Consider the following 23,955-nt stretch of genomic DNA (forward strand, 5'->3'; position numbering starts at 1 on the left):
CGCCGCGTCCGGGCGGCGGCTTTGGACCTGGACATGGTCCCGGCATGATGGCAATGCCCGGCCAAAAGGCCAAAAACTTTAAAGGCTCGTTAAAGCGCCTTTTAGTTTACCTCAAGCCATTTACTTTAACGCTGATTCTGGTTTTGGCCGCAGCTATATTGAGTACCATATTTTCCATTGCAAGCCCCAAAATATTGGGCCGGGCAACCGACCTGCTATTTGACGGCATGATGGCCAAAATAAAAGGAGTTCCCGGAGCGGCGATTGATTTTGAAGGCATTGCCTTTATTTTGGCGCTGCTGGCGGGATTGTACATCATAAGCGCTTTGTTCGGTTTTATCCAGCAATATTTAATGTCCGGCGTTGCCCAAAAGGTCGTTTACCGGCTTCGGAATGATGTAAACGACAAGCTTGGCAGACTGCCGCTGAAGTTTTTTGATTCCCGCTCTCATGGAGATATTATGAGCCGGGTAACCAATGATGTCGACAACATTAGCAATACGCTTCAGCAAAGCTTGACGCAGCTGATTACTTCCATTGTTACCCTGGTCGGGGTTATTGTGATGATGCTGACGATCAGTCCGCTGCTGACGGTTATTCTGGTGCTTACGCTGCCGCTCAGCTTTATGGTAGTCGGTTTTATTGCAAAGCGGTCACAGTTATATTTCAAAAGCCAGCAAGCCGAGCTTGGCGCTCTTAACGGCCACGTAGAAGAAATGTATACCGGGCATACGATTGTAAAAGCGTTTGGCCATGAACAGAAATCGATTCAGCAATTTGATGAAATTAATGACAGGCTGTACAAATCCAGCTGGAAGGCGCAATTTATTTCCGGCATTATGATGCCGTTGATGAACCTGATCGGAAATATCGGCTATGTGCTGATTTGCGTGGTGGGCGGTATTTTGGTTACGCAACGCGCGATTACGGTTGGCGATATTCAGGCATTTATTCAATACGCAAGACAATTTACAATGCCGATTACCCAAACGGCCAATATTGCGAATATCATCCAATCCACCATTGCATCCGCAGAGCGGGTATTCGAGCTGATGGACGAGGAAGAGGAAGGCGCGGAGCCGGTGAGGCCGGTTGTTTTGAAGCAGCCTCGCGGCGATGTTGCATTCCACGATGTCGAGTTCTATTACAAGCCTGACGTTCCGCTTATCGAAAGGATGAATATCGAGGTGAAAAGCGGGCAGACCGTTGCCATTGTTGGACCTACGGGCGCAGGAAAAACAACGCTTGTTAACCTGCTCATGCGATTCTACGAGGTGACGGGCGGTTCTATAACGATCGACGGGCAGCCGATTCAGGGCATGCAGCGAGGTCATTTGCGGAATCAATTCGGCATGGTGCTGCAGGATACCTGGCTGTTTAACGGCACGATACGCGATAATATCGGCTATGGAAGACCAGGTGCAACGGAAGAGGAAATTGTGGCTGCGGCAGTGGCTGCACATGCAGATCATTTTATTCGGACACTGCCGGAAGGCTATAATACGGTGTTGAATGAAGAGGCGTCGAATATTTCTCAAGGGCAGAAGCAGCTGTTGACGATTGCCAGAGCGATTCTGGCAGACCCGGCTATTCTCATTCTGGACGAAGCGACGAGCAGCGTCGATACCCGGACCGAGGTGCAGATTCAGCATGCGATGAACCACCTGATGACCGGCCGTACCAGCTTTGTCATAGCCCACAGATTATCGACCATCCGTGATGCGGATCTTATTCTGGTTATGAACAAGGGTTCGGTAATCGAGCAGGGAAGTCACGACGAGCTGCTGGAGCAAGGCGGCTTCTACGCCGATTTGTATAACAGCCAGTTTGCTTCAAAAGCCCCTGTAGCAGGCTAATTGGTGGCAAGGATCGCAGGCTAAAACCAAGGTTATGGATTGGCGGACTGGCTGAAAGTCATGCCCGACGCCATTCATGCCTGGGGCATGTTTTTTAATCAAAGCAGATGTTTGAACAATCTCAACAAAAAAGGCTGAGCAGAGGACTCATAAATGGAGTCTCTTGCTCAGCCTTTCTTTTTGACGATAGGATGTTATGAGATCGGCAGCTTGGAATCGGCTGCTGGAGCTGCTTCATTCCATTCTTCTTGAAGCGAGAAGGCGCTCTGGCGGCCAATCTCGATAATTCCTCTTGCTCTTTCAACCTCTTTGTCGGTTGGGCTTTGCACGCCTTCCAGCGGATAATCCAGGCCAAGCTGCTCCCACTTGTAAACGCCCATTCGGTGGTAGGAGAGAAGCTCGACTTTTTCTACGCCGTTTAAGGAGCCGACAAATGCGCCTAAAGCATGCAAATCCTCATAGCTGTCCGTCACGCCGGGAATAAGCACGTGCCGAATCCAGATGGACGTCCCTTTGTTTGACAAATGACGGGCAAACCGCAGGATACGCTCATTGGACTGCGTGGTCAAAGCGGTGTGACGCTCATTGTTCAGCTGCTTCAAATCCAGCAGCACAAGATCGGTTGCTTCAAGCAGACCCGATGCATCTGCATGTGAAGGCTCGCAGAAGCCGGAGCTGTCCAGCGTCGTGTGAAGGCCAAACCGTTTCTTCACCTCGCGGAACAAAGCGGCAACAAAGGGTGCTTGCAGGGTAGGCTCCCCGCCTGTTACGGTGAGGCCGCCGCCCGACATTTTGAAATAGTTGACATAGGGTTCGATCTCCGCAATTACGTCCTCCACAGTCATTACTTTGCCTGTAGCTGTGTCCCATGTATCCGGGTTGTGGCAAAATTGACAGCGAAGCGCGCAGCCTTGCAAAAATAGTACAAACCTTATGCCTGGTCCATCAACTGTGCCAAATGTTTCAAGGGAGTGGACACGCCCCTTGGCCTCCGAATCCTGATGTCCTCTTTGTTGTACGCCCATAGCGCGTCCCTCCCCTGGTAGTTGGAAAATCGTTGTTTGGAAAATTCTTGATTACATGGAGCCGTGGAATGTCCGGTTCATAACTTCAAGCTGCTGTTCGCGGGTCAGCTTGATGAAGTTGACCGCATAACCGGAAACCCGTACCGTAAGCTGCGGATATTGCTCCGGATGATCCATAGCATCTTGCAGTGTAGCGCGATCGAACACGTTGACGTTCAGGTGATGCGCGTTTTGCGACATGTAGCCGTCCAGCAGCGATGTCAGGTTGCGTACGCGAGTTTCCTCTTCGCGGCCCAGCGCCTTTCCGACAATGGAGAAGGTGTTGGAGATGCCGTCAAGCGAATGATCGTATGGCAGCTTCGCAACGCTGGCGAGTGAAGCAAGCGCGCCTTTGCGATCGCGTCCGTGCATCGGGTTGGCGCCTGGCGCAAACGGCTCGCCGGCTTTCCGTCCGTCCGGCGTAGAGCCGGTTTTTTTGCCGTACACCACGTTGGATGTAATCGTCAGAACGGATTGGGTATGGATGGAATCGCGGTAGGTCGGATGTTTTTTGAGCTTCGACATAAAGGTTTCTACCAATTCCACTGCAATATCGTCGACGCGGGAATCGTTGTTGCCGTATTGCGGGTATTCGCCTTCGATTTCAAAATCAACGGCGATGCCTTCTTCGTTGCGGATCGGACGAACCTTGGCGTATTTGATAGCGCTCAAGGAATCGGCTACAACGGACAAGCCGGCAATGCCGCATGCCATTGTGCGAATAATTTCACGATCATGCAGAGCAAATTCAAGGCGTTCATAGCAATACTTGTCATGCATGTAGTGAATGACGTTTAGCGTATTGACATACAGCTCTGCCAGCCAATCCATCGTTGCATCGTAGCGCTCGCGAACGGTATCGTAGTCGAGCACCTCGTCTGTAATCGGAGCGGTGACGGGAGCCACTTGAAGGCCGATTTTTTCGTCCTTGCCGCCGTTGATGGCATACAGCAAAGCTTTGGCAAGGTTGGCGCGTGCTCCGAAAAATTGCATTTGCTTGCCGACGCGCATAGCGGATACGCAGCATGCGATGGCGTAGTCGTCGCCGTACACCGGGCGCATAATATCGTCGTTTTCATATTGAATGGAGCTGGTTTCAATGGATACTTTTGCACAGAAATCCTTAAAGCCTTGCGGCAATTGAGTGGACCACAGTACAGTCAGGTTTGGCTCTGGAGCAGGTCCCAGGTTGTAAAGAGTGTGCAGCATACGGAATGAGCTTTTTGTCACAAGCGGTCGGCCGTCTTCGGCGACGCCGCCAATGGATTCCGTTACCCATGTTGGGTCACCGCTGAACAATTCGTTATAATCTGGCGTGCGCAGGAATTTAACGATACGCAGCTTCATAACGAAGTGGTCATAAATTTCTTGAGCTTGCTCTTCGGTCAAAGTGCCTTCCTTCAGATCGCGCTCGAAATAAATATCAAGGAAAGTGGATGTACGTCCAAGGCTCATTGCCGCGCCGTTTTGCTCCTTGATTGCGCCAAGGTAGCCGAAGTACAGCCATTGAACAGCTTCTTTTGCATTTTGCGCAGGTGCGGAAATATCGTAACCATAAGATGCCGCCATCGTTTTCAGCTCTTGCAGGGCGCGGATTTGCTCGTTGTGCTCCTCGCGCTCGCGGATAACCGCTTCGGACATCGGCGATTTTTCAGTCAGCTTCAGATCGGCTTTTTTCTCTTTAATCAAGCGATCAATACCGTACAGCGCAACGCGGCGATAGTCGCCAATGATGCGGCCGCGGCCGTATGCGTCAGGAAGGCCGGTAATAATGCCCGCTTTACGAGCATTCCGCATATCAGCGGTATAAGCATCGAACACGCCTTGGTTATGCGTTTTGCGGATATCGGTAAACAGTTTGACGATTTCTTCAGGCAATTCGAAGCCGTAGGCTACGCAAGCGTCCTGCACCATACGGATACCGCCGTAAGGCTGGATGGAGCGTTTGAATGGAGCATCGGTCTGAACGCCGACGATTTGCTCCAGATTTTGGTCCAGGTAGCCTGGTCCATGGGAAACGATGGAGGATGGATTCATATCCACATCCAAAACGCCTCCGCGTTCGCGTTCCTTGCGTGTCAGATCACTTACGACTTCCCACAGCTTGGTTGTAGCTTCTGTTGGCCCGGCCAGGAAGGTGTCATCTCCCAGATAAGGGGAGACGTTGGCGATAATAAAATCGCGTACGTTTACTTTCTCTCCCCATGCACCGGGTGTAAAGCCTCTCCATGCATCATTCGACGGCACCTGTTGTTGCAAAGATTTTTCTGTTGTTGCCATTGTGAAATCCTCCTATCCGTTATTTGAGATTTATGACTGGAAGTTTCCGTAGAAGGCTCTGCGGTACAAATCGGCAAGCTCGGTTACAAGCGGCAGCCTAGGATTTGCGGTTGTACATTGATCCTCGAAAGCGCGGTCTGCCAAGTAATCGGCGCGGCTTTCAAAAGCATCTGCATCAACTCCGGCAGCCTGGAAGCTTTCCGGAATGCCGAGGGAACGGTTCAGCTTGCGAATCGCATCCACCAGGCTGCTTACACCCTCCTGGATTGTGCGGGCAGGCAGGCCCAGAATGCGGGCGATTTCTGCATAACGCTCATCGGCTTTGAAATAATCGTATTTCGGGAACGATTGAAACTTGGTTGGCCGCTGCGAATTGTAGGCAATGACATGCGGCAGCAATATAGCGTTTGTACGGCCATGAGCGGTATGGAATTCTGCGCCGAACTTATGGGCAAGACTATGGTTGATGCCCAGAAAGGCGTTTGCGAATGCCATGCCTGCGATGGTTGAAGCATTGTGCATTTTTTCTCTTGCAACGGGATCGGCAGACTGGAACGACTTCTCCAGGTTTTCGAATACAAGCTGGATCGCCTTTATAGCTAGGCCGTCCGTGAAATCGTTAGCTTGGATGGAAACATACGCCTCGATCGCGTGCGTCAATACGTCCATGCCGGTATCCGCAACCACGGTTTGCGGCAGGGAGTAGACGTATTCGGGATCGATAATCGCAACGTCCGGAGTCAGCTCGTAATCAGCCAGCGGATACTTGGTGTTGCCGTTGTTTTTGTCAGTGATGACTGCAAACGATGTGACCTCCGAGCCTGTGCCGGAAGTTGTCGGGATTGCAACAAACTTCGCTTTTTGTCCCAGGCGCGGGTATTTGTAGATCCGCTTGCGGATATCCAGAAACTTTTGTTTCATTCCATCGAAGTCGGTGTCCGGATATTCGTAGAACAGCCACATCGCTTTGGCGGCGTCCATTGGCGAACCTCCGCCGAGGGCAATAATGCAGTCCGGCTGGAAGCGGTTCATGGCAGCCGTTCCGCGATTGACGGTTTCTACGGATGGATCGGGCTCAACATCGGTGAACACTTCGATTTGAACGGGCAGCTTTCTTTTGCGTAAATAATATTGTACCTTGTCGACGTAACCCAGCTTAACCATCATTTCGTCCGTTATGATCAGAACTCGGGAAATGTCCGTCATTTTGGACAGGTATTGCGTTGCGCCTTTTTCAAAATAAACCTTTGGCGGAATCTTAAACCATTGCATATTGACGGTCCTTTCGGCAACCCGCTTGATATTGAGCAAATTGACGGCCGACACGTTGTTGGTCGTGGAGTTGGAGCCGTACGATCCGCAGCCCAGCGTCAGGGATGGCAAGTTGGTATTGTAAATATCGCCGATGGCGCCGTGCGTCGAAGGCGAATTGACGATAACGCGTCCGGTTTGCAGCCGTGTTGCGAATTGCTGAATCGTTTCCTGATCCTTGGAATGGATAACCGACGAGTGGCCCATTCCGCCGAAGGACACGATTTCCGCGGCGCGCTCGATGCCTTGCTCCGCGTTTTTCACCTTGTAGCAAGCTAGCACAGGGCTTAGCTTTTCGGCTGACAGAGGATATTTTTCTCCTACGCCATCCAGCTCGGCAACAAGCATCCGGGTGTCAGGTGCAACCTTGATGCCGGCCAATTCCGCGATCTTTGTAGCGGATTGGCCAACGATTACGGCGTTTACAGCGCATTTCTCTGGATTGATAACCAACTTGGATACAGCTTCGATCTCATCTTTGCTCAGGAAGTGGCAGCCTAGCACGCTCATCATCTTTTTGACCGAATCATAGATCACTTCCTCCAAAATAACCGCTTGCTCCGACGCGCAAATCATGCCGTTGTCGAAGGTCTTGGACAAAATAAGATCGGTAACGGCTTGCTTCAGATTCGCGGTTCTGTCAATAAAGCATGGCACGTTGCCGGGTCCGACGCCCAGTGCGGGCTTTCCTGTGCTGTAAGCGGCCTTGACCATAGCGGAGCCGCCTGTTGCAAGGACGAGCGCGACATCAGGGTGATTCATCAGCAGTCCGGTCGCTTCCATGGAAGGCAGGTCGATCCATTGAATGCAATTGGCCGGCGCGCCAGCTTGAACAGCTGCTTCCAGTAGTACACGCGCGGCTTCGGTGCTGGAATGCTGCGCCGAAGGGTGAAATCCGAAAATGATCGGATTGCGCGTTTTGATGGCGATCAGCGCTTTGAACATCGTAGTGGATGTCGGATTGGTAACGGGTGTTACTCCGGCAATGACGCCAACCGGCTCGGCAATCATCTTGTAGTTCTCATAGGTGTTGTGTTCGATTACACCTACGGTTTTGTTGTATTTGATACTGTTGTAGATATATTCCGTGGCGAAGATGTTTTTTGTAATTTTATCCTCATAAACACCGCGTCCGGTTTCATCTACGGCCAGCTTTGCCAAATACATATGTTTGTCCAAGCCGGCGAGCGCCATCTTCTGTACGATGACATCAACTTCCTCTTGTGTCAGTGACATAAATTGCTCTTGCGCTTTTTTAGCCCTTGTTACCAGAGTGTCGACCATGCTTTTTGCGCTCTGCTGTTTTTGGACCGCGGTTTCTTTGACAGCCATTCCAGATTCCACTCCTTCGTGCGTAATATAGGATTTGTAATCTATCGTAAGCCTTTTGCGGTCCAACAACTGTGTTTAAAGTCACTGACCCAAAATAAACATATTATGGTACTTGTTCAAAACAACCTATCTAAATCCGGCAAATCTCTTTGGGGCATGCCGGGCAATCAGGGCAGCCAGCCATAACTCTCAGCGCTTCGAGATCCAGAATCTTCAGCATTCCGCCCGGTACAGCCTCAACGATGCCGTCCGTTCTCATGCTGCTCAGCATCCGGTTGACGCTTTCGCGCGTTGTGCCAACCAGGTCGGCCATTTCGCTGTTGGTGAGCTTGATGTCCAGCAGGATGCCATCCGGCTTCATGACGCCAAAGCTGTTGCTAAGCCGAACCAGGATCGAAGCCAATGCGCCGTTTTTGCCTCCGAGCAGCAAATCTCGAAGCTTCGATTCCGTCTTGCGCTGCATCAGACTCATCCACATGGCGAAACGGTACGAGAAATCTCCGCTTTTACTCATCAGAAGCTCAAGCTGGAGCCTCGACACAACGCCTACTTCAACCTCGTCCATAGCCTCTGCGCTGTAGCGGTGGCTAGTATCCCAAGCATCGATATCTGCCAGCAGATCGCCGGCTTGCATGATCGAAATCAGCAGGTCCTTGCCGTCTCCGGTCGACTTGCGAAGCTTGATGCGGCCCTTGCGAACCCAATAAACCGATACCGCGTCGTCCCCTTCCCAGAATAGATGACTGCCGCTCGCGATTTTTTTCACATGCATCACGCTTGCAAGCTGGTCAAGCTGTCCCTCCGTGAATAACGAGCCATTTCCGTTCTGAACCAGCTTCTCGCCTCTTGTCTCCGTGTTTTCCGTTTCTGTTGCGAAATATATACTCATTGTAAGTCCCCCTCGTCGGCGCTTCCTTTGATATCTTTATAATACCCCCAACGTGCGAAAGATCATATCAGGGTATCTCCTGAATCTCATAGGGGGAAAATCCTGAAAAAGCTGTGAGGGTGATCACAAAAAAATAATTCAGGGAATTCCCTGACATACAATGACCAATAAAAGCTTTACAATAGGTTTAAGGTGAAAAAGCGGAATAGATAAAGGTTCTTGAAATGAGTGTTCAATTAGTTCGGTCATATTCGATGCTGTTTATGCCGCTGGGCGACTTGGCATGCTCCGTAATGGAAACGGAATTTTTGAACAACCTTTAAGGGAACCTACAATAATAATGTATGTCTATTGGAAAAAAAGATTGTTTGGAGAAAGGCGAGGAGGGGGCAAAATGAATACAATAAACGCCGAACTTGCTTCCAGCTTGGAGAGGATCATGCAGGACACCCATAGCGACTTCGCCGGACTCGGTCTGATCGATAAGGCGTCGCGCAAGCTGCGCTGGCATACCGCTTCGGGAAGCATCAGCGGGCGGACGCTGCTCGTGGAGCAAAAGCTGGCTGCGGGATTGTCGGGGATGGCGATCCGTTCCGGCCGGCCGGCGCGTTCCGGTCCGGTTACAACTGACGCCGATGTGTTCAAGCTGGGGGAAACCGTTATGCTTGGCGAGCGGCTTCGTTCAGCGGCGACGCTTCCGTTGGAATGGAATGGCGGCATTCATGGCGTGCTGCTGCTGGGCAGAAGAACGGACAATGCATACAGTTCGGAACAGATCGACTCAGCCTGGGAAGCGGCAAAGCAGATCTCGGGAGCGGAATCAACGGCTTGACGGTCCCGTAGAGTCATGAATGCATGAGCAAATGCCATATGTTCGAGCAAGAACGCTTGTGAGAGCAAGAGCGTATGTGAGAGCAAGAACGTATGTAAGTGCAAGAGAGCAAGAACGCATGTAGGTGCAAGATTGCATGTAAAAGCTAGAACGCATGTAAGGCAAAAAAATCAATAAACTAACTAACGTGTATTAATAAGGGGATAAGGGGGCGGAGGCGCTTCCTTATCCCCTTGTTCATGTATCTTGAATGTTTGTGACTTTATTGGTAGTTGCATTTTTTCGTTTTGGTTAGTTTTTTCGTTCTGGTAAGAACGTAGTGCTCGAAAATTTTCTTCTTGTTTTCTCTCCCGCGAGGATCTTTTTAGTTGTTTTGTACGATGGATCGTACAAAAACGTTCTGGAGGAGGGTTTGATTGTTGGTTTTGTACGATGGATCGTACAAAAACGCCCTGGTGGAAGGTTTGATTGTTGATTTTGTACGATGGATCGTACAAAAACGCCCTGGTGGAAGGTTTGATTGTTGATTTTGTACGATGGATCGTACAAAAACGTTCTGGAGGAGGGTTTGATTGTTGGTTTTGTACGATGAATCGTACAAAAACGTTCTGGAGGAGGGTTTGATTGTTGGTTTTGTACGATGAATCGTACAAAAACGTTCTGGAGGAGGGTTTGATTGTTGGTTTTGTACGATGAATCGTACAAAAACGTTCTGGAGGAGGGTTTGATTGTTGGTTTTGTACGATGAATCGTACAAAAACGTTCTGGAGGAGGGTTTGATTGTTGGTTTTGTACGATGAATCGTACAAAAACGTTCTGGAGGAGGGTTTGATTGTTGGTTTTGTACGATGAATCGTACAAAAACGTTCTGGAGGAGGGTTTGATTGTTGGTTTTGTACGATGAATCGTACAAAAACGTTCTGGAGGAGGGTTTGATTGTTGGTTTTGTACGATGAATCGTACAAAAACGTTCTGGAGGAGGGTTTGATTGTTGGTTTTGTACGATGAATCGTACAAAAACGTTCTGGAGGAGGGTTTGATTGTTGGTTTTGTACGATGAATCGTACAAAAACGTTCTGGAGGAGGGTTTGATTGTTGGTTTTGTACGATGAATCGTACAAAAACGTTCTGGAGGAGGGTTTGATTGTTGGTTTTGTACGATGAATCGTACAAAAACGTTCTGGAGGAGGGTTTGATTGTTGGTTTTGTACGATGAATCGTACAAAAACGTTCTGGAGGAGGGTTTGATTGTTGGTTTTGTACGATGAATCGTACAAAAACGTTCTGGAGGAGGGTTTGATTGTTGGTTTTGTACGATGAATCGTACAAAAACGTTCTGGAGGAGGGTTTGATTGTTGGTTTTGTACGATGAATCGTACAAAAACGCTCTGGTCAAGGGGGTTCATTGTTGATTTTGTACGAAGGATCATACAAAATCGCTCTGGTGAAGGGTATGACTGTTGATTTTGTATGAAGGATCATACAAAATCTCTCTGATGAAGGTATGACTGTTGATTTTGTATGATGTTGGAACAGATACTGAATGGGACAACGGCTGACTTGTTTGGATATTGGACTTGTTTGGATATTTAACTTGTTTGGATATTTAACTTGTTTGGATATTGGACTTGTTTGGATATTGAACTTGTTTGGATATTAAATTTGTTTGTCATTGAACTTGTTCGATATCGAATTTTTTTTGGACATTGTATTTGTTTTGGAGCTTGAGTTTGTTTTGAATCTTTTTCACCAATATTAGTTAGCGAAACGGAATTGTGGCTGAGAAAGATGCCGCATTCTGGTATAATAAGCAAAAACGGTTCTTCCGGGGATGGCTGGGGAGTGAAAGAATGATCAAGTTGTTAATATGCGACGATCATGCGGTGGTGCGATCGGGACTCCGCATGCTGCTGCATGGCAACCAAGGGATCGAGGTCGTAGGCGAGGCGTCGGAAGGCGACGAGGCTATCCGCATGGCTCAGGAGCTTGAGCCCGATGTGGTGCTGATGGACCTCAGCATGCCGCATGGAAAGGACGGAATGACGGCGACGACGGAGCTTAAGAAGCTGATGCCAAACGTTTCCGTGCTTATTCTGACCATGTTTGACGACGATGAATATTTGTTCCGCGCGATTCAAATCGGAGCATCCGGCTATATTTTGAAAAACGCTCCGCATGAGGAGCTGATGTCGGCTATCCTGTCGGTGGCGAGCGGAAATGCGTACCTGTATCCAACGGCAACCAAACGGCTGATGAGCGAATACCTCGTCAAGGTGAAGCAAGGCGGGGAGGCCGCGGGGCCTTACGATGCGTTGTCCGATCGGGAGAAGGAAATTCTGGGCTGGATTGCAAAGGGGTATTCCAACAAGGAAATTGCCGACAGTCTCGTCATTAGCGTAAAAACGGTCGAATCCCATAAAAGCAACCTGATGGAGAAGCTCGGTCTGAAAACAAGGCCTGAGCTGATCAAATTTGCATTGAAAAAGGGGCTGTTGAACTTTGAATAGCAGCAGCATTAAACGTTATCGCGAGGTAATTGGCGAGGACGTCGACTATTTGCTCTCGACGTTGGCCGGACATGTGGATGATGCAGACCTCCGGGTACGCATGAATCAATCGCTCAAGCAATTGGCCGACGTAAAATTTGCGCTTGATGAATCGTCGATTGTGGCTATAACGGACGCGCGGGGAACGATTCAGTATGTGAATGACAAGTTTTGCGAGATTTCCAAATATGCACGGGAAGAGCTGCTGGGAAAGGATCACCGGATTATTAATTCAGGGTATCACGGAAAAGAGTTTTTCGGCGACTTGTGGCGGACCATTTCTTCGGGCGAGGTCTGGAAGGGCGAAATCAAAAACAGGGCAAAGGATGGCAGCTACTATTGGGTCAGCACAACCATTGTTCCTTTTATTGATGACGACAGCGGCAAGCCCTATCAATATTTGGCTATCCGCAATGAGATCACTCAGCGCAAGGCGGCGGAGCAGGAATTAAAGGAAATGATGGTCAGAGTGATGGAGATTCAGGAGGAGGAGCGCAAGCGTTTTTCGCGCGAGCTTCATGATGGCGTTGGCCAAAGTCTCTTTTCGCTCCTGATCAAGCTGGATCGCCTAATTATGGAACGGGATGAAATTGCCGAGCTGAGGGAGCTGCGCGAGGATGTATCCGGCATGATGGAGGATGTTAGAGGGCTAGCCTGGGAGCTGCGGCCCGCCGTGCTGGATGATTTGGGAGTTGTACCGGCTATCCGTACCTATGTGGACAATTACTCGCAGCATTTTGGCATTGGAGTTCATCTGGAATGCGGCCTGAAAAGCAGGCTTGGCGTTATGAAGGAAACGGCGATTTACCGCGTTATTCAGGAGGCGCTTACAAATGTAGCTAAATATGCGGATGTGATGGAAGCGTCTGTTGTTCTTAAGGAAAGCGACGAGGAGGTCGAGGTTCGGGTAACAGACCGTGGTCACGGCTTTAATCCATCGCTTATTGTACGAAGCGTAGGCTTGTTCAGCATGGAAGAACGCGCTAATGGCATTGGAGGGCGGCTTGAAGTCCACTCTAACCCAGGCCAAGGCACGGAAATTATCTTTTACGTCCCTAAAAAATAGTTATAACTCAATACATTATAAAGAGTGCCCGAATCAAAAAGTCAAAAAGTGATTGTTGTGGCGCCCTCATTCCTGCGGACATGGATGACCTTTAGGAGCTGTTTTTGAAGGAGATTCAATTTGTAATGGACATTGGCGTCCGTAACGCCTCTAAATCCCGACCGAATGAGCCAATTTGGAGCTTTAAAGGACACGGGTGTCCGTTGCTTAAGGAAAAGCTAGCCCTTTTAGACGGTAACGGTCATGAATGGCCGGCAAAAGACAAATCATAGCGGCGGACTCTTTTACGCACCGCACGCAGCTCCCGGCGTACGGTGTTTCGCTGCATGACGGCAGTCGGCGGTCTTGACTCCTGCCAACACTATTTTAGTTGATATAGCCTGAATCTGACCATTATTGGTTGATTCAGGCTGTTTTGCGTGAGCCAGATCACAAATTTAAAGGATTTAGGGAAATGAAAGATGAAATTCGGGGGATTCCCTGATGATTTTTATGGTTTGCGGCGCGCTAAGATAAAGGTAGTTAGACCAGAGATGGGATAGGAGGCGTACTGTTATGACAGCACCCAAGGAAAAGCTTGTACTGATTGGAAATGGCATGGCGGGCATTAATACAATCGAGCATATTCTGAAGCTCGCCAAATCGCGATTTGACATTATTGTGTTTGGCAGCGAGCCTTATCCGAACTACAACCGGATTATGCTGTCGTATGTGCTGGAGGGCAGCAAAACCATCGACGACATTATCCTGAACAATTGGTCGTGGTATGAGGAAAACGGCATCAAGCTCCATACCGGAACAGCCGTAACCCGAATCGATACGAAGGAACGCATAGTATACGCGGAAAATGGAATCAGCCAGCCATACGACAAGCTTATTATCGCTACCGGCTCCAATCCGATCGTGCTGCCTGTGCCAGGCAAGGAAAAGGAAGGCGTGATCGGCTTCCGCGATATCGGCGATTGCAGCGCCATGATCCATGCATCCAAAAATTACGGCAGGGCAGCAGTTATCGGCGGCGGTTTGCTCGGACTTGAAGCAGCCAAAGGGCTTGTCAATCTGGGAATGAAAGCAACCGTAATTCACCTGATGCCGGACTTGATGGAGCGTCAGCTGGACCCTACCGCATCGGCGATGCTGAAGGCGGAGCTGGAGCGTCAAGGCATTGAGTTCAAGATGGAAGCTCAAACGGCGGAGCTGCTTGGCAGTGACCGGGTTGAGGGCGTACGCTTCAAGGATGGCTCGGAGCTGGAAGCGGATATCGTCGTTATGGCAGTTGGCATTCGTCCCAACACAGCGCTTGCCGCTGAAGCGGGCTTGCAAGTGAACCGCGGTATCGTGGTGGATGACTATATGCAAACATCGGAGCCTGATGTATATGCAGTAGGTGAATGCAACGAGCATCGCGGAATCGCTTATGGCCTGGTTGCTCCCTTGTTCGAGCAAGGACAAATTTTGGCCAAACATTTGGCAGGCGCCGAGACACAGCCGTATGAAGGTTCGGTATTATCGACCAAGCTCAAAATATCCGGGGTTGATGTATTTTCCGCAGGACGCTTTATGGACAGCCCGGAGTTGAAAGTGCTGCGCAAGCAGGATGAATGGAAAAACGTCTACAAAAAGCTTCTGCTGGAGGACGGCAAGGTCGTTGGCGGCGTATTGTTCGGCGATGTTACGGATTCCGCCGTTGTGCAGCAATGGATCAAAAACGGAGTGACTTTAAACGAAGAGCTGTATGCGGAATTTATGGGCGTATCCGGCGGTTCGGAGAAATCCCCGCTTGACCGGGTGGCTGCTATGTCGGACGACGAAATCGTTTGCGGCTGCAATGGCGTATCCAAAGGACGGATACTGGAAGTGATTAAGAACGACGGCTTGACCACGGTGGATGAGATCAAAAGCTGTACCGGAGCGGGACGTTCCTGCGGCGGCTGTATCCCGACGGTAAGCAATTTGCTCCAGCTTGCGCTGGGCGATAGCTATGCGGGGGCGGGGGCAAAAACAGGCATTTGCGGATGCACGACGCTGAGCCGTGATGAAATCGTGGCGGCGATTCGTGAGAAGCGTCTTACGACCACTCGTGAAATAATGCACGTATTGGAATGGAATCAAACGGAAGGCTGCTCCAAATGCCGCCCGGCGCTAAACTATTTCCTCAACATGGTTTGGCCAAAAGAGCATGAGGACGAAAAGGATTCCCGTTTTGTCAATGAAAGGCTAAACGCCAACATTCAAAAGGACGGCACCTACACCGTTATTCCGCGGATGTACGGCGGCGTTACGACTCCGCAGGAATTACAGCGCATCGCCGATGTAGCGGTCAAATACGATTTGCCGATGGTTAAGGTAACGGGCGGTCAGCGGATCGACCTTATCGGAGTTAAAAAAGAGGATTTGCCGGATGTATGGAAAGAGCTGGATATGCCTTCCGGCTATGGCTACGCCAAAGCGTTGCGCACCGTCAAAACCTGCGTCGGCTCGCTCTACTGCCGTTTTGGCACCCAGGATTCCATCGGCATGGGCATTACGCTGGAAAAGATGTTCGAGCGGCTGGATATGCCGGCCAAGCTGAAAATGGCCGTTAACGGCTGCCCGCGCAACTGTGCCGAATCCTGCACGAAGGATATCGGGTTTGTGGGCAATGACGGCGGCTGGGAAATTTACGTCGGCGGCAACGGCGGCATCAAACCTCGGATTGCGGATTTGCTGTGCAAGGTAAAAACCGATGACGAGCTGATCGAAATTACAGCAGCTTACGTTCAGCTGTACCGCGAAACTGCCAACTATCTGGAGCGCACCTCGGACTGGATTGAACGCCTTGGCCTGGATTGGGTCAAAGCGAGCGTTCTGGATGATATCGAAAACCGCAATGGGTTGACAGCGAGAATTTACGAAGCGCTTGAAGGCGTCAAAGATCCGTGGAAACGTGTAGTTGAAGATAAAGTAGAGCGCGAAAGCTACTACGGAAATACAACTTTGGTAACCAATTAAGAAGGGAGCGAAAGTATTATGTCACACACAGAGGCACAAGGCACTGCGGTGCGTTACGTCAGCGTTGGCAAGCTGGAATCATTTCCGACACGGGTGGGACGCGCGGTTAAGGTGGGGGAGCAAGAGATCGCCATCTTCCGGACAACCGATAACGCGGTATTTGCCCTGAATAATGTGAACCCTCACAGAAAGGGCGGGCCGCTCTCCGAAGGTATTGTTTCCGGCCACAGCCTTTACGATCCGCTGTACGATACCAAAATCGACCTGGCAACCGGAGCTGTGCAAGCACCGGATACAGGCCAAGCTATAACCTATCCCGCAGTAATTGAAAACGATGAAATTTTGGTGGGACTGCCCGCATAACGATAGGGAGGAAGCCGCATATGTTCAAGGAGACATTGGAGACGGTCGTCAAATCCGCATTGGCTCGCAAAGCATTGTTCGACTCCAGCAAGCTTCGATATATGATAGCCGCCGCTCTGGCGGGCGCTTATGTCGGCATCGGCATTATTTTGATCTTTACGTTAGGCGGAACCCTCGCGGCAGCGGGGTCCCCCTTCTCGGGAATGGTCATGGGCTTGTCCTTCGGCATAGCGTTGACGCTGGTCATTTTTGCCGGAGCCGAGTTATTCACCGGAAACAATATGATTTTTACAGTCAGCAGCTTGTCAAAAGCAACGAGATGGCGGGATGCCATTAATAACTGGGTCTGGTGCTTTGTTGGCAACTTGATTGGAGCCATGGCCTTGTGCCTGATTATTTACAAGACGGAGTTGTTTGGCAGCATCGCGCCCGATCATCTGCTATTTACGGCTGCCGCCAAAAAAATGAATCTGGATGTTGTCTCCTTGTTTTTCCGCGGCATTATGTGCAACTGGCTTGTATGTCTGGCGATTTGGACATCCATTCGCGCGAAGGAGGATACAGCCAAGCTGATCCTCATCTTCTGGATGCTGTTTGCGTTTATTGCCTCCGGCTATGAGCACAGCATCGCCAACATGACGGTTCTGGGTCTGGCGCTATTGCTTCCAAACCACCCCGAAACGATAACGCTTGCCGGCTGGTTCCATAATATGATTCCCGTAACGCTGGGCAATATGGTTGGCGGCGGTATTTTTGTAGGAGCGCTGTATTGGCTTATTACCCCCATCAAAAGCAAGCTTTCGGCCCAGCAGCCGGCTCCCCAGCCAATTGTTGCGCCCGGAGCGGCAGAGCTAAATAAGCAATCCTGATAAAGAGGACTTTGTCACAAATTGTTCTCAAATGACTCCCATTTACGGCAAATCGTGAGATAGTTCACAGCAGGGGGAGGCAGCGATGTTTATACTATTGGCATAACATCGTTGCTTCGACTCGGTGTTTAAAGGAGGAAAAAATAATGTACGGAAAGAAGGCGTTGTTGACCGTTTCTCAGAACTCCGCCCGACCGACAGGATTTATGTATGCCGTAGAACGACTGCAGGAAGAGCGAGAAGGCTTGATGAACGAGATGAAATCCATCTATATCGACGCTTTGGAGGTTGGACGCAACGCGGACTGCGATAATGTGTTTCAACTGCTTGCCGACCTTAGGATGCGAACCGAAGCTTTTGTAAGCAATCTTCATAAGTATCTGGAATGGGAAGACGAGGATTTATTCCCGCTGGTAGACGATTATTTTCACAAAAGACCGGGACCTTCCATTACTCCATCCTATTGGGGACTGGAAAAGGACCGCGAAATGGGCATGCTGTTTATTCAATCCTTCCTGGATTTGAAGGTGAAGGAGCATAACGAGGAAACACATACAAAAATTAAACATGCCACTTCCCACATGGCGCAGGCTTGCCTGATTATGCAGGAATATTTCCGCTTGGAAGCAGAGCTGCTGTTTCCTCTGGCTGACGAAATCCTTACTGACATTGACTATTTCTACTCATAAGAGGAGTCCTTATAGATCGCTCAGGATTCACAGCCGGGCTACAACTAAATGATGTTTGTGTACAGAATAGCGCCGGGCTGCGTAAGCTTGGCTCTTTTTTTTGCATGAAGGAAAGCCGGAGAGGAAATAATGGAAGAGAACGTTACATTTCCCACACCTTGAGGTGGTTCAAGTGGCAGACAGCTTCAGCTCTACATCAAACTCCGTCTCTGCGGACACTTCGATTTCGACGGGCAATACCGACGGGACGGGCGCGGAGTCAACCGCTATTCCCAAGGAGCTGGATGCTGTCATGGAGCAAATCCATGCGTTGTTCGACGGAAGCTCCGATATCGTGTACAAGCATTGGAACTACGGCCCCGGCTTGCAGCTCCGCGCATGTTCGGTTTATTACAGCTCGCTGATCCAGGAAGATACCGTCAATTATATGAAAATGTCGCTGCAGGACCTCGACACCCACGAAATAGGCCCCGCAACGGATATTACGCTGGAAAAGCTTATCCATTTTTTCGAAAAGGATGGCGTATCCGCTAAAAAAGCGCTGGTTGTGGCTGATCTCGACACTGCTGTCAGCGAAATTTCAAACGGCCGGTTATTGATTTTTATAGACGGCTGGGACAAGGCCCTTAATTACTTGGCGGCTTCCGTTGAAACCAGGCAAGTGACGGAGCCGGTCAACGAATCGGTTGTTCAAGGCCCCCGTGAAAGCTCAGTTGAAAATCTGCAAAAAAATCTGGGCCTTCTCCGTCTGCGTCTCAAAACGCCAAAGTTTAAAATATGTATGCTGACAGGCGGGGGAGCCACCAATACAACGGTCGCATACGCTTACCTGGACGGGGCGGTTGACGGCGAGCTGCTGCGGGAGTTCCGAAAAAAGATAGAGCAGATCAGCTCGGTTGAAGTTTTGGAAACGTCCTATATCGAGCAATTGATCGAGGATTCTACCTATTCGCCGTTTCCTCAGCACCGCTACACGGAGAGGACGGATATGGCGGTAGCAGGGCTGCTGGACGGTAAAATAGCGGTGCTGGTTCAAGGGACGGGAAGCATCCTGCTGTGTCCCGGCTTGTTCGTGGAATTTTTCCAGAGCAGCGAGGATTATTATCAGCGAACCGTGTTGTCCAGCATGCTTCGCTGGCTGCGCATGCTGGCTTTTGTTATTGCCCTGATGCTTCCTTCTGTCTACATAGCGCTGTCCACGTTTCATCCCGAGCTAATTCCTACCGTTTTGCTGCTGGCTATTGCAAATGCCCGGGAGGGTATTCCTCTGCCGGCATTTTTTGAAGCGCTGCTGATGGAGTTTTTTTTCGAGCTGCTGAGAGAAGCGGGAGTCCGTCTCCCGCGTCCAATCGGTTCAGCAGTCAGCATTGTGGGGGCGCTTGTTATCGGAGATGCCGCCATCAGCGCGGGCATTGCATCGCCCATAATGGTTATCGTGGTGGCTTTGACGGGCATTGCCTCCTTCTCCATGCCGCAATACGGAATGGCGATTGCTTTGCGGATATTGCGATTTCCGCTTATGATCAGCGCTGCGCTGATGGGCGGCTTCGGCATGATGATTTGTCTGCTGCTCATTCTGCTGCATCTATGCAAGCTAAGGACGCTGGGACGTCCCTATCTGGCTTCTCTTGCGCCGTTTAGATTTGCAGATTTACGCGATATTGCTTTCCGTCAATCCTTGAAAAAATTGCTGCGCCATCCCCGTAATGCCAAACGGCATAAATCCATCGTTTAGGGGATGCCCGCGGGATGTCTCAGGCGAAGGCACGCCCTGGAGAGTTACTGGAGGAGGCAGATGAAGACATGAAGGTCAGGCTGGCGGTTTTGTTCATCTTCCTGCTGCTGTTGCCGGGCTGCTGGAGCAAATACGAATTGACGGAGCGCGGATTCGTCATGGGCGTTGCTATTGACCGCAATCAGAATGGACAGGTAGAGCTGCTGACGCAAATCTACCGTCCTTCCTCCCCTCAAGCAGATAGGCCTGGCAATAATCCCGCTGAATCCAGCATCAATATCGAAACCGTCAATGATACGGTCATGGGAGCGATACGCGATATCCCCATTCATCTGGGGCGCAAAGCGCAGTGGAGTCATCTCCGGGTCATTTTGGTAGGGGAGCAGTTTGCCAAAAAAATGGACCTGATGAGCATGCTTGATTTCTTTCACAGGGATCATGAACCACGCAGCAGCGTTACTCTTATGATTACAAAAGGAAAAGCCGCCAAGCTCCTGGAAAAAAAGCCGCTGATCGAACAAACCACCTCGCAGCAGCTTCTGCGCTCTAGCGAATCCTCCTTTCTCAACACAGGCAAAACATTGGATACGACCCTGCTGGACATGATCCTTCAAGTGAAAAGCCCAAATAGCGATGCCTCTGTTGCTTATGTCTACGAAGATAAGGCTGATCCCGCGCTATGGTCAGCTGCCGGTATAGCGCTTCTGCGGGACGGCAAGCTGGCGAGCATTGTTCCCGCTGAAAAGGTGAAGGGAATATTGATTCTGCAAAACAAGCTCCGCAAGGGCATTATGGAGGCGCCGTGCGAAGGGAAGGAGAGAATGGAGGAAACAAGCGAGGTATTGGCTCTATCGGTCGAAAAAACGCCTCATTATGTTAAGGGCAGACTGGTTGTCGATGTGAAGATCCGTGGTGAAATTGCGGCAACGGAGCTTAAATGCACCTCGATTAAAAACGAAGCCGACGAAAAGCGATTTGTAAGCGGAGTTGAGCGGCAGATGGAGAAGGAGGCAAAGGAGGCGCTGGCTTTTATTCAAAAGGAGAAGCTTGACGTAATCGGAATTGGCAACGCGATTTATCGCAAAAATCCCAAGACGTGGAATCAAATGAAAGATAATTGGGACCGGCAATTTTCGGAGATTCCGTTTTCGTTTGATATCAAGCTCAAGCTGATTACGGGCGGAAGCATCAGTGCGAGGCCGGTGGATTAATGGAAAGTAAAACATGAGGGGCTGTTCGAAAAGTCTGTTACGGCTTGACTTTTCGGACCGTCCTTTTTTTTGTGTCCATATTTTTGGTAAAAGGCGAAAGTTTTTCTTTTTCTCGTAGTTGAATGAAGTATAATACAAAGTGGGCTTTTATTGGCTCCACTGCTCGTTAACAAGGCATTGATTGCCGGAGCTATAAATCATGAGGCTTCATTTTTTGCTTACATAGGAGGCTTGGTTGTGGGTTATGTAGAGGACGCGTCAAAGGATTTGTTTCAGTACTTTCCTTTGCTGACTAAAAAAGAGGATTTTGATGAGTTTTGGGAACAGACGATAGCAGAAGCGCAGGCGGCTCCGCTCCATCCGGAAAGAACAAAGCTGGATTACCCGTCCAAGGCGGTAACGGTGAACGAAATTTCGTATAGCGGGGTTGACGGAACAAGGATTCACGGATGGTTTATTGTGCCGTCGTTTATGGGCAAAGAAACCTATCCGTGTCTGATTCATTACCACGGCTTCGGCGGCAGCCGGGGCGAGCCGTCCGAGCTGATGCATTGGGCGATGATGGGCCTTGCGGTTTTGTCGGTCGATTGCCGCGAGCAGGGCGGCCGCACCGGGAGCCAGGCTCCGTACAGCCACGGGTTTTCCGGCAACGTAGCCAGCAAGGGCGTGCACAGCCGGTACGAATATTATTTTCGCCATGTCTATACCGATTGTCTGAAGGCCGTTGATTTTGCTTGCGGGCAGCCGGAGGTTGATGCCAGCCGCATTATCGTGGAGGGCGGAAGCCAAGGAGGAGCGCTGGGCATGGCGGTTGCCGCATTGGACGACCGGCCCAAGCTCGCAATGGTTGATGTGCCGAGCAACAGCGATCTGGTTGAGCGGGTTCGCGGCAATCACGGAGCGTTTGGCGCCGTGGCCGACTATTTGAAGAAGCATCCCGAACAGACGGATCTCGTGATGGACAACCTGAGCTATTTTGACACCATGAACATGGCCGACCGCATCACCTGTCCGGTGCTGGCATCTGTAGCGCTTAAAGATGAAATTTGTCCGCCGCTCATGTATTTCGCCACCTATAACCGGATACAGGCGGAGAAGGAAATCCATATCTATCCCTTTAACGGCCACGAAGGCGGAGGGGCGAGGCATACGGAGGTCAAGCTGGCGTATCTCGGGAAGCATTTTGGCCATTGGTTTTGAACAACCTTTTAAACGGGATGGGTGGAAACTATGAGGCGGGGTAAAGGAATAAATTCACCGTGGACGTATGCATTCGGGATGCTGGCGATGATGATACCGAGTCAGGCGTTCAGCACGTTTTATACGTACTATTATATCGAAAAGCTTGGCCTGGCGTTGGGTCTTGCGACCTTGGCGCGGGTAATCTTTATGGTATGGGATGCAGTCAACCAGCCGCTCGCGGGTTATTTCTCCGACCGGACCCAATCGCGTTACGGCCGCCGCAAGCCGTGGATTTATGTGGCAGTGCCTCTTTTTATGCTGACCTTTATGCTGGTTTTTATGGTGCCGGGCGGACTGTCGGGTTATGGGCTGTTCGTGTGGTTCCTTATTGCGCTTATTTTGTATGAAGCCGCCGCAACGATATTGTGGGTCAACTATGGCGCGTTGTTTCCGGAGCTGTTCCGGGGCGGTGCGCTTCGCACCAAGGCATCCGCCGTGCAGCAGGGGTATCAGATTGTGGCGCTTCTCATCGGCACTGCTTTGACCCCTATTTTGTTCAATAAGCTGGGCTTTGGCTCCATGTCGATGATTTACGCGGTGGCGTTTGCCTTCTTCATGCTATTGTGTATGAGATATGTCCAGGAGGACCCGGAGGCGCTCAAGACGCCGCGTATGGGATTGAAGGAAGCGTTTAGCGCAACACTAACCAATAAGCCGTTTTGGGTATTTAATATTTCCAATTCTTTTGCTCAAACGGTTAATGGGCTGCTTAGCTCTATCATTCCCTTTTACGCCAAATACGTGTTGAGGATTCCGGAGGGACAGGTCACTATTCTGCTGGCCGCCATCTTTGTTTCGGTCATTCCGCTCGTGGGCGTATGGTATTGGCTCGTGCGCCGGATGGACCCCGTCAAGGCATGGCGACTGTCGCTGGGCGCTTACGCGCTTTCCGTTCTGCCGCTCTGGTTCGGCAACGGCCTTGGAGCGGGCGTGGCGGCAGGAGTGATCGTTGGTTTCGGCATGGCGGGTTTTCTGGTTACGCCGCCTGTTGTCAGCGGCCTGATCATCGATCGGGACTTTGATGATACGGGACGGCGCAGGGAAGGGATTTATACGGCTGTTGCGGGCTTTATTACGCGCTCCAGCGGCTTGATTTCGGTGCTGGCCTTTTTTATTGTTGGACAGATATACGGGTACAAAAGCGGGGATGAGCCGGGACCCGATCCCGAGACCACCTTCCGCGTATTGATCAGCATCGTGCCATTTTTGCTGCTGCTGACGGCGATTGTGCTGTCGTTTCTGATGAAAATCAAGGGCGGCGACTCAACGAAGGATAATAATGGGGGTACGGATATCAATGTATGAAATTACGATCGATCTTAAAACCGATTGGGCCAAAACGGCTCTGGAGGTTTTGCGCGGCGCAGGCAGTGCGATAAGCGAGGATGCCGGCTTCGAGGAGACGGCACTGAGCTACTTTCTGCTGACAATGTCACAAGAGCAGGCGGAAGGAATGACGGCCGAGACGGGCCGGAGGCTGGAGGAGATGGAAAACATCGTGATCTCTCATATGGAGGATACGATTGTGCCGGATATCCGCGAGCGTACCCGTTATACGGGCAATACGTTTCATTTTTGCTGGGTATACAATCAGGGCGAGCATATCGTGGAGTTGAATTCGGAGTACCGCATTCCGTTGTAAAAGATTTTGAATGAAGATGAATGAAGAGGAGTGGAGA

General features: G+C 50.4%; 17 protein-coding genes. 13 read left to right on the forward strand and 4 right to left on the reverse strand.

The window, feature by feature from the left end; all coding sequences use genetic code 11:
• The first annotated feature begins 44 nt into the window (after positions 1–44).
• Positions 45–1,856 carry an ABC transporter ATP-binding protein gene (locus tag A7K91_RS25610; RefSeq protein ID WP_068687395.1) on the forward strand — a complete coding sequence of 604 codons (1,812 nt, stop codon included), beginning with the start codon at positions 45–47 and terminating at the stop codon, positions 1,854–1,856.
• Between the two features lie 194 nt (positions 1,857–2,050).
• On the opposite strand, the gene pflA is transcribed toward A7K91_RS25610, so the two are convergent.
• From pflA to A7K91_RS25630, 4 genes are all read right to left on the reverse strand, one after another.
• Complete coding sequence (gene pflA, locus A7K91_RS25615; RefSeq protein WP_068687316.1) at positions 2,051–2,881, reverse strand: pyruvate formate-lyase-activating protein; 831 nt, start codon at positions 2,879–2,881, stop codon at positions 2,051–2,053.
• Positions 2,882–2,932: 51 nt separating this feature from the next.
• Positions 2,933–5,200 (reverse strand): formate C-acetyltransferase, encoded by a 2,268-nt coding sequence (pflB, locus tag A7K91_RS25620; RefSeq protein ID WP_068687317.1) that lies wholly within the window; start codon positions 5,198–5,200, stop codon positions 2,933–2,935.
• 30 nt (positions 5,201–5,230) lie between these two features.
• On the reverse strand, positions 5,231–7,843 hold the full coding sequence (adhE, locus tag A7K91_RS25625; protein ID WP_068687318.1) for a bifunctional acetaldehyde-CoA/alcohol dehydrogenase: 2,613 nt from the start codon (positions 7,841–7,843) through the stop codon (positions 5,231–5,233).
• A gap of 130 nt (positions 7,844–7,973) precedes the next feature.
• Positions 7,974–8,732: a Crp/Fnr family transcriptional regulator gene (locus tag A7K91_RS25630; protein WP_068687319.1), complete on the reverse strand. Its 759-nt coding sequence runs from the start codon at positions 8,730–8,732 to the stop codon at positions 7,974–7,976.
• 394 nt (positions 8,733–9,126) lie between these two features.
• On the opposite strand from A7K91_RS25630, the gene A7K91_RS25635 reads away from it, so the two are divergent.
• From A7K91_RS25635 to A7K91_RS25690, 12 genes are all read left to right on the forward strand, one after another.
• A complete protein-coding gene (locus A7K91_RS25635; protein WP_068687320.1) occupies positions 9,127–9,564 on the forward strand; it encodes a GAF domain-containing protein in 438 nt (145 codons plus the stop codon).
• Positions 9,565–11,414: 1,850 nt separating this feature from the next.
• On the forward strand, positions 11,415–12,071 hold the full coding sequence (locus A7K91_RS25640) for a response regulator transcription factor (protein ID WP_068687321.1): 657 nt from the start codon (positions 11,415–11,417) through the stop codon (positions 12,069–12,071).
• Positions 12,064–13,176, forward strand: a complete 1,113-nt coding sequence (locus tag A7K91_RS25645) for a PAS domain-containing sensor histidine kinase (RefSeq protein ID WP_068687322.1) — start codon at positions 12,064–12,066, stop codon at positions 13,174–13,176. The genes A7K91_RS25640 and A7K91_RS25645 overlap by 8 nt, the downstream gene beginning before the upstream one ends.
• 555 nt (positions 13,177–13,731) lie before the next feature.
• Positions 13,732–16,167: a nitrite reductase large subunit NirB gene (gene nirB / locus A7K91_RS25650; RefSeq protein ID WP_068687323.1), complete on the forward strand. Its 2,436-nt coding sequence runs from the start codon at positions 13,732–13,734 to the stop codon at positions 16,165–16,167.
• 18 nt (positions 16,168–16,185) lie between these two features.
• Positions 16,186–16,530 (forward strand): nitrite reductase small subunit NirD, encoded by a 345-nt coding sequence (nirD, locus tag A7K91_RS25655; RefSeq protein WP_068687324.1) that lies wholly within the window; start codon positions 16,186–16,188, stop codon positions 16,528–16,530.
• 20 nt (positions 16,531–16,550) lie between these two features.
• Positions 16,551–17,399: a formate/nitrite transporter family protein gene (locus A7K91_RS25660; RefSeq protein ID WP_068687325.1), complete on the forward strand. Its 849-nt coding sequence runs from the start codon at positions 16,551–16,553 to the stop codon at positions 17,397–17,399.
• A gap of 146 nt (positions 17,400–17,545) precedes the next feature.
• A complete protein-coding gene (locus tag A7K91_RS25665; protein ID WP_068687326.1) occupies positions 17,546–18,088 on the forward strand; it encodes a hypothetical protein in 543 nt (180 codons plus the stop codon).
• 172 nt (positions 18,089–18,260) lie between these two features.
• A complete protein-coding gene (locus A7K91_RS25670; protein ID WP_342671759.1) occupies positions 18,261–19,823 on the forward strand; it encodes a spore germination protein in 1,563 nt (520 codons plus the stop codon).
• Positions 19,824–19,891: 68 nt separating this feature from the next.
• Positions 19,892–21,034, forward strand: coding sequence for a Ger(x)C family spore germination protein (locus A7K91_RS25675; RefSeq protein ID WP_068687327.1), 1,143 nt, complete (start codon positions 19,892–19,894; stop codon positions 21,032–21,034).
• Positions 21,035–21,271: 237 nt separating this feature from the next.
• Positions 21,272–22,234: an acetylxylan esterase gene (locus A7K91_RS25680; RefSeq protein ID WP_068687397.1), complete on the forward strand. Its 963-nt coding sequence runs from the start codon at positions 21,272–21,274 to the stop codon at positions 22,232–22,234.
• Between the two features lie 30 nt (positions 22,235–22,264).
• Positions 22,265–23,581 carry an MFS transporter gene (locus A7K91_RS25685; protein WP_068687328.1) on the forward strand — a complete coding sequence of 439 codons (1,317 nt, stop codon included), beginning with the start codon at positions 22,265–22,267 and terminating at the stop codon, positions 23,579–23,581.
• Complete coding sequence (locus A7K91_RS25690; protein WP_068687329.1) at positions 23,574–23,918, forward strand: hypothetical protein; 345 nt, start codon at positions 23,574–23,576, stop codon at positions 23,916–23,918. Before A7K91_RS25685 ends, A7K91_RS25690 begins: the two co-directional genes overlap by 8 nt.
• Positions 23,919–23,955 lie beyond the last annotated feature (37 nt).

It is taken from the genome of Paenibacillus oryzae (genome assembly GCF_001675045.1).
Lineage (GTDB): Bacteria > Bacillota > Bacilli > Paenibacillales > Paenibacillaceae > Pristimantibacillus > Pristimantibacillus oryzae.

Coding starts and splice junctions, on each gene's coding strand:
- A7K91_RS25675 (WP_068687327.1), top strand. CDS start 19,892: ATGAAGGTCAGGCTGGCGGTTTTGTTCATCTTCCTGCTGCTGTTGCCG.
- A7K91_RS25630 (WP_068687319.1), bottom strand. CDS start 8,732: ATGAGTATATATTTCGCAACAGAAACGGAAAACACGGAGACAAGAGGC.
- A7K91_RS25640 (WP_068687321.1), top strand. CDS start 11,415: ATGATCAAGTTGTTAATATGCGACGATCATGCGGTGGTGCGATCGGGA.
- A7K91_RS25690 (WP_068687329.1), top strand. CDS start 23,574: ATGTATGAAATTACGATCGATCTTAAAACCGATTGGGCCAAAACGGCT.
- A7K91_RS25660 (WP_068687325.1), top strand. CDS start 16,551: ATGTTCAAGGAGACATTGGAGACGGTCGTCAAATCCGCATTGGCTCGC.
- A7K91_RS25685 (WP_068687328.1), top strand. CDS start 22,265: ATGAGGCGGGGTAAAGGAATAAATTCACCGTGGACGTATGCATTCGGG.
- A7K91_RS25610 (WP_068687395.1), top strand. CDS start 45: ATGATGGCAATGCCCGGCCAAAAGGCCAAAAACTTTAAAGGCTCGTTA.
- nirB (WP_068687323.1), top strand. CDS start 13,732: ATGACAGCACCCAAGGAAAAGCTTGTACTGATTGGAAATGGCATGGCG.
- A7K91_RS25635 (WP_068687320.1), top strand. CDS start 9,127: ATGAATACAATAAACGCCGAACTTGCTTCCAGCTTGGAGAGGATCATG.
- pflA (WP_068687316.1), bottom strand. CDS start 2,881: ATGGGCGTACAACAAAGAGGACATCAGGATTCGGAGGCCAAGGGGCGT.
- pflB (WP_068687317.1), bottom strand. CDS start 5,200: ATGGCAACAACAGAAAAATCTTTGCAACAACAGGTGCCGTCGAATGAT.
- adhE (WP_068687318.1), bottom strand. CDS start 7,843: ATGGCTGTCAAAGAAACCGCGGTCCAAAAACAGCAGAGCGCAAAAAGC.
- nirD (WP_068687324.1), top strand. CDS start 16,186: ATGTCACACACAGAGGCACAAGGCACTGCGGTGCGTTACGTCAGCGTT.
- A7K91_RS25665 (WP_068687326.1), top strand. CDS start 17,546: ATGTACGGAAAGAAGGCGTTGTTGACCGTTTCTCAGAACTCCGCCCGA.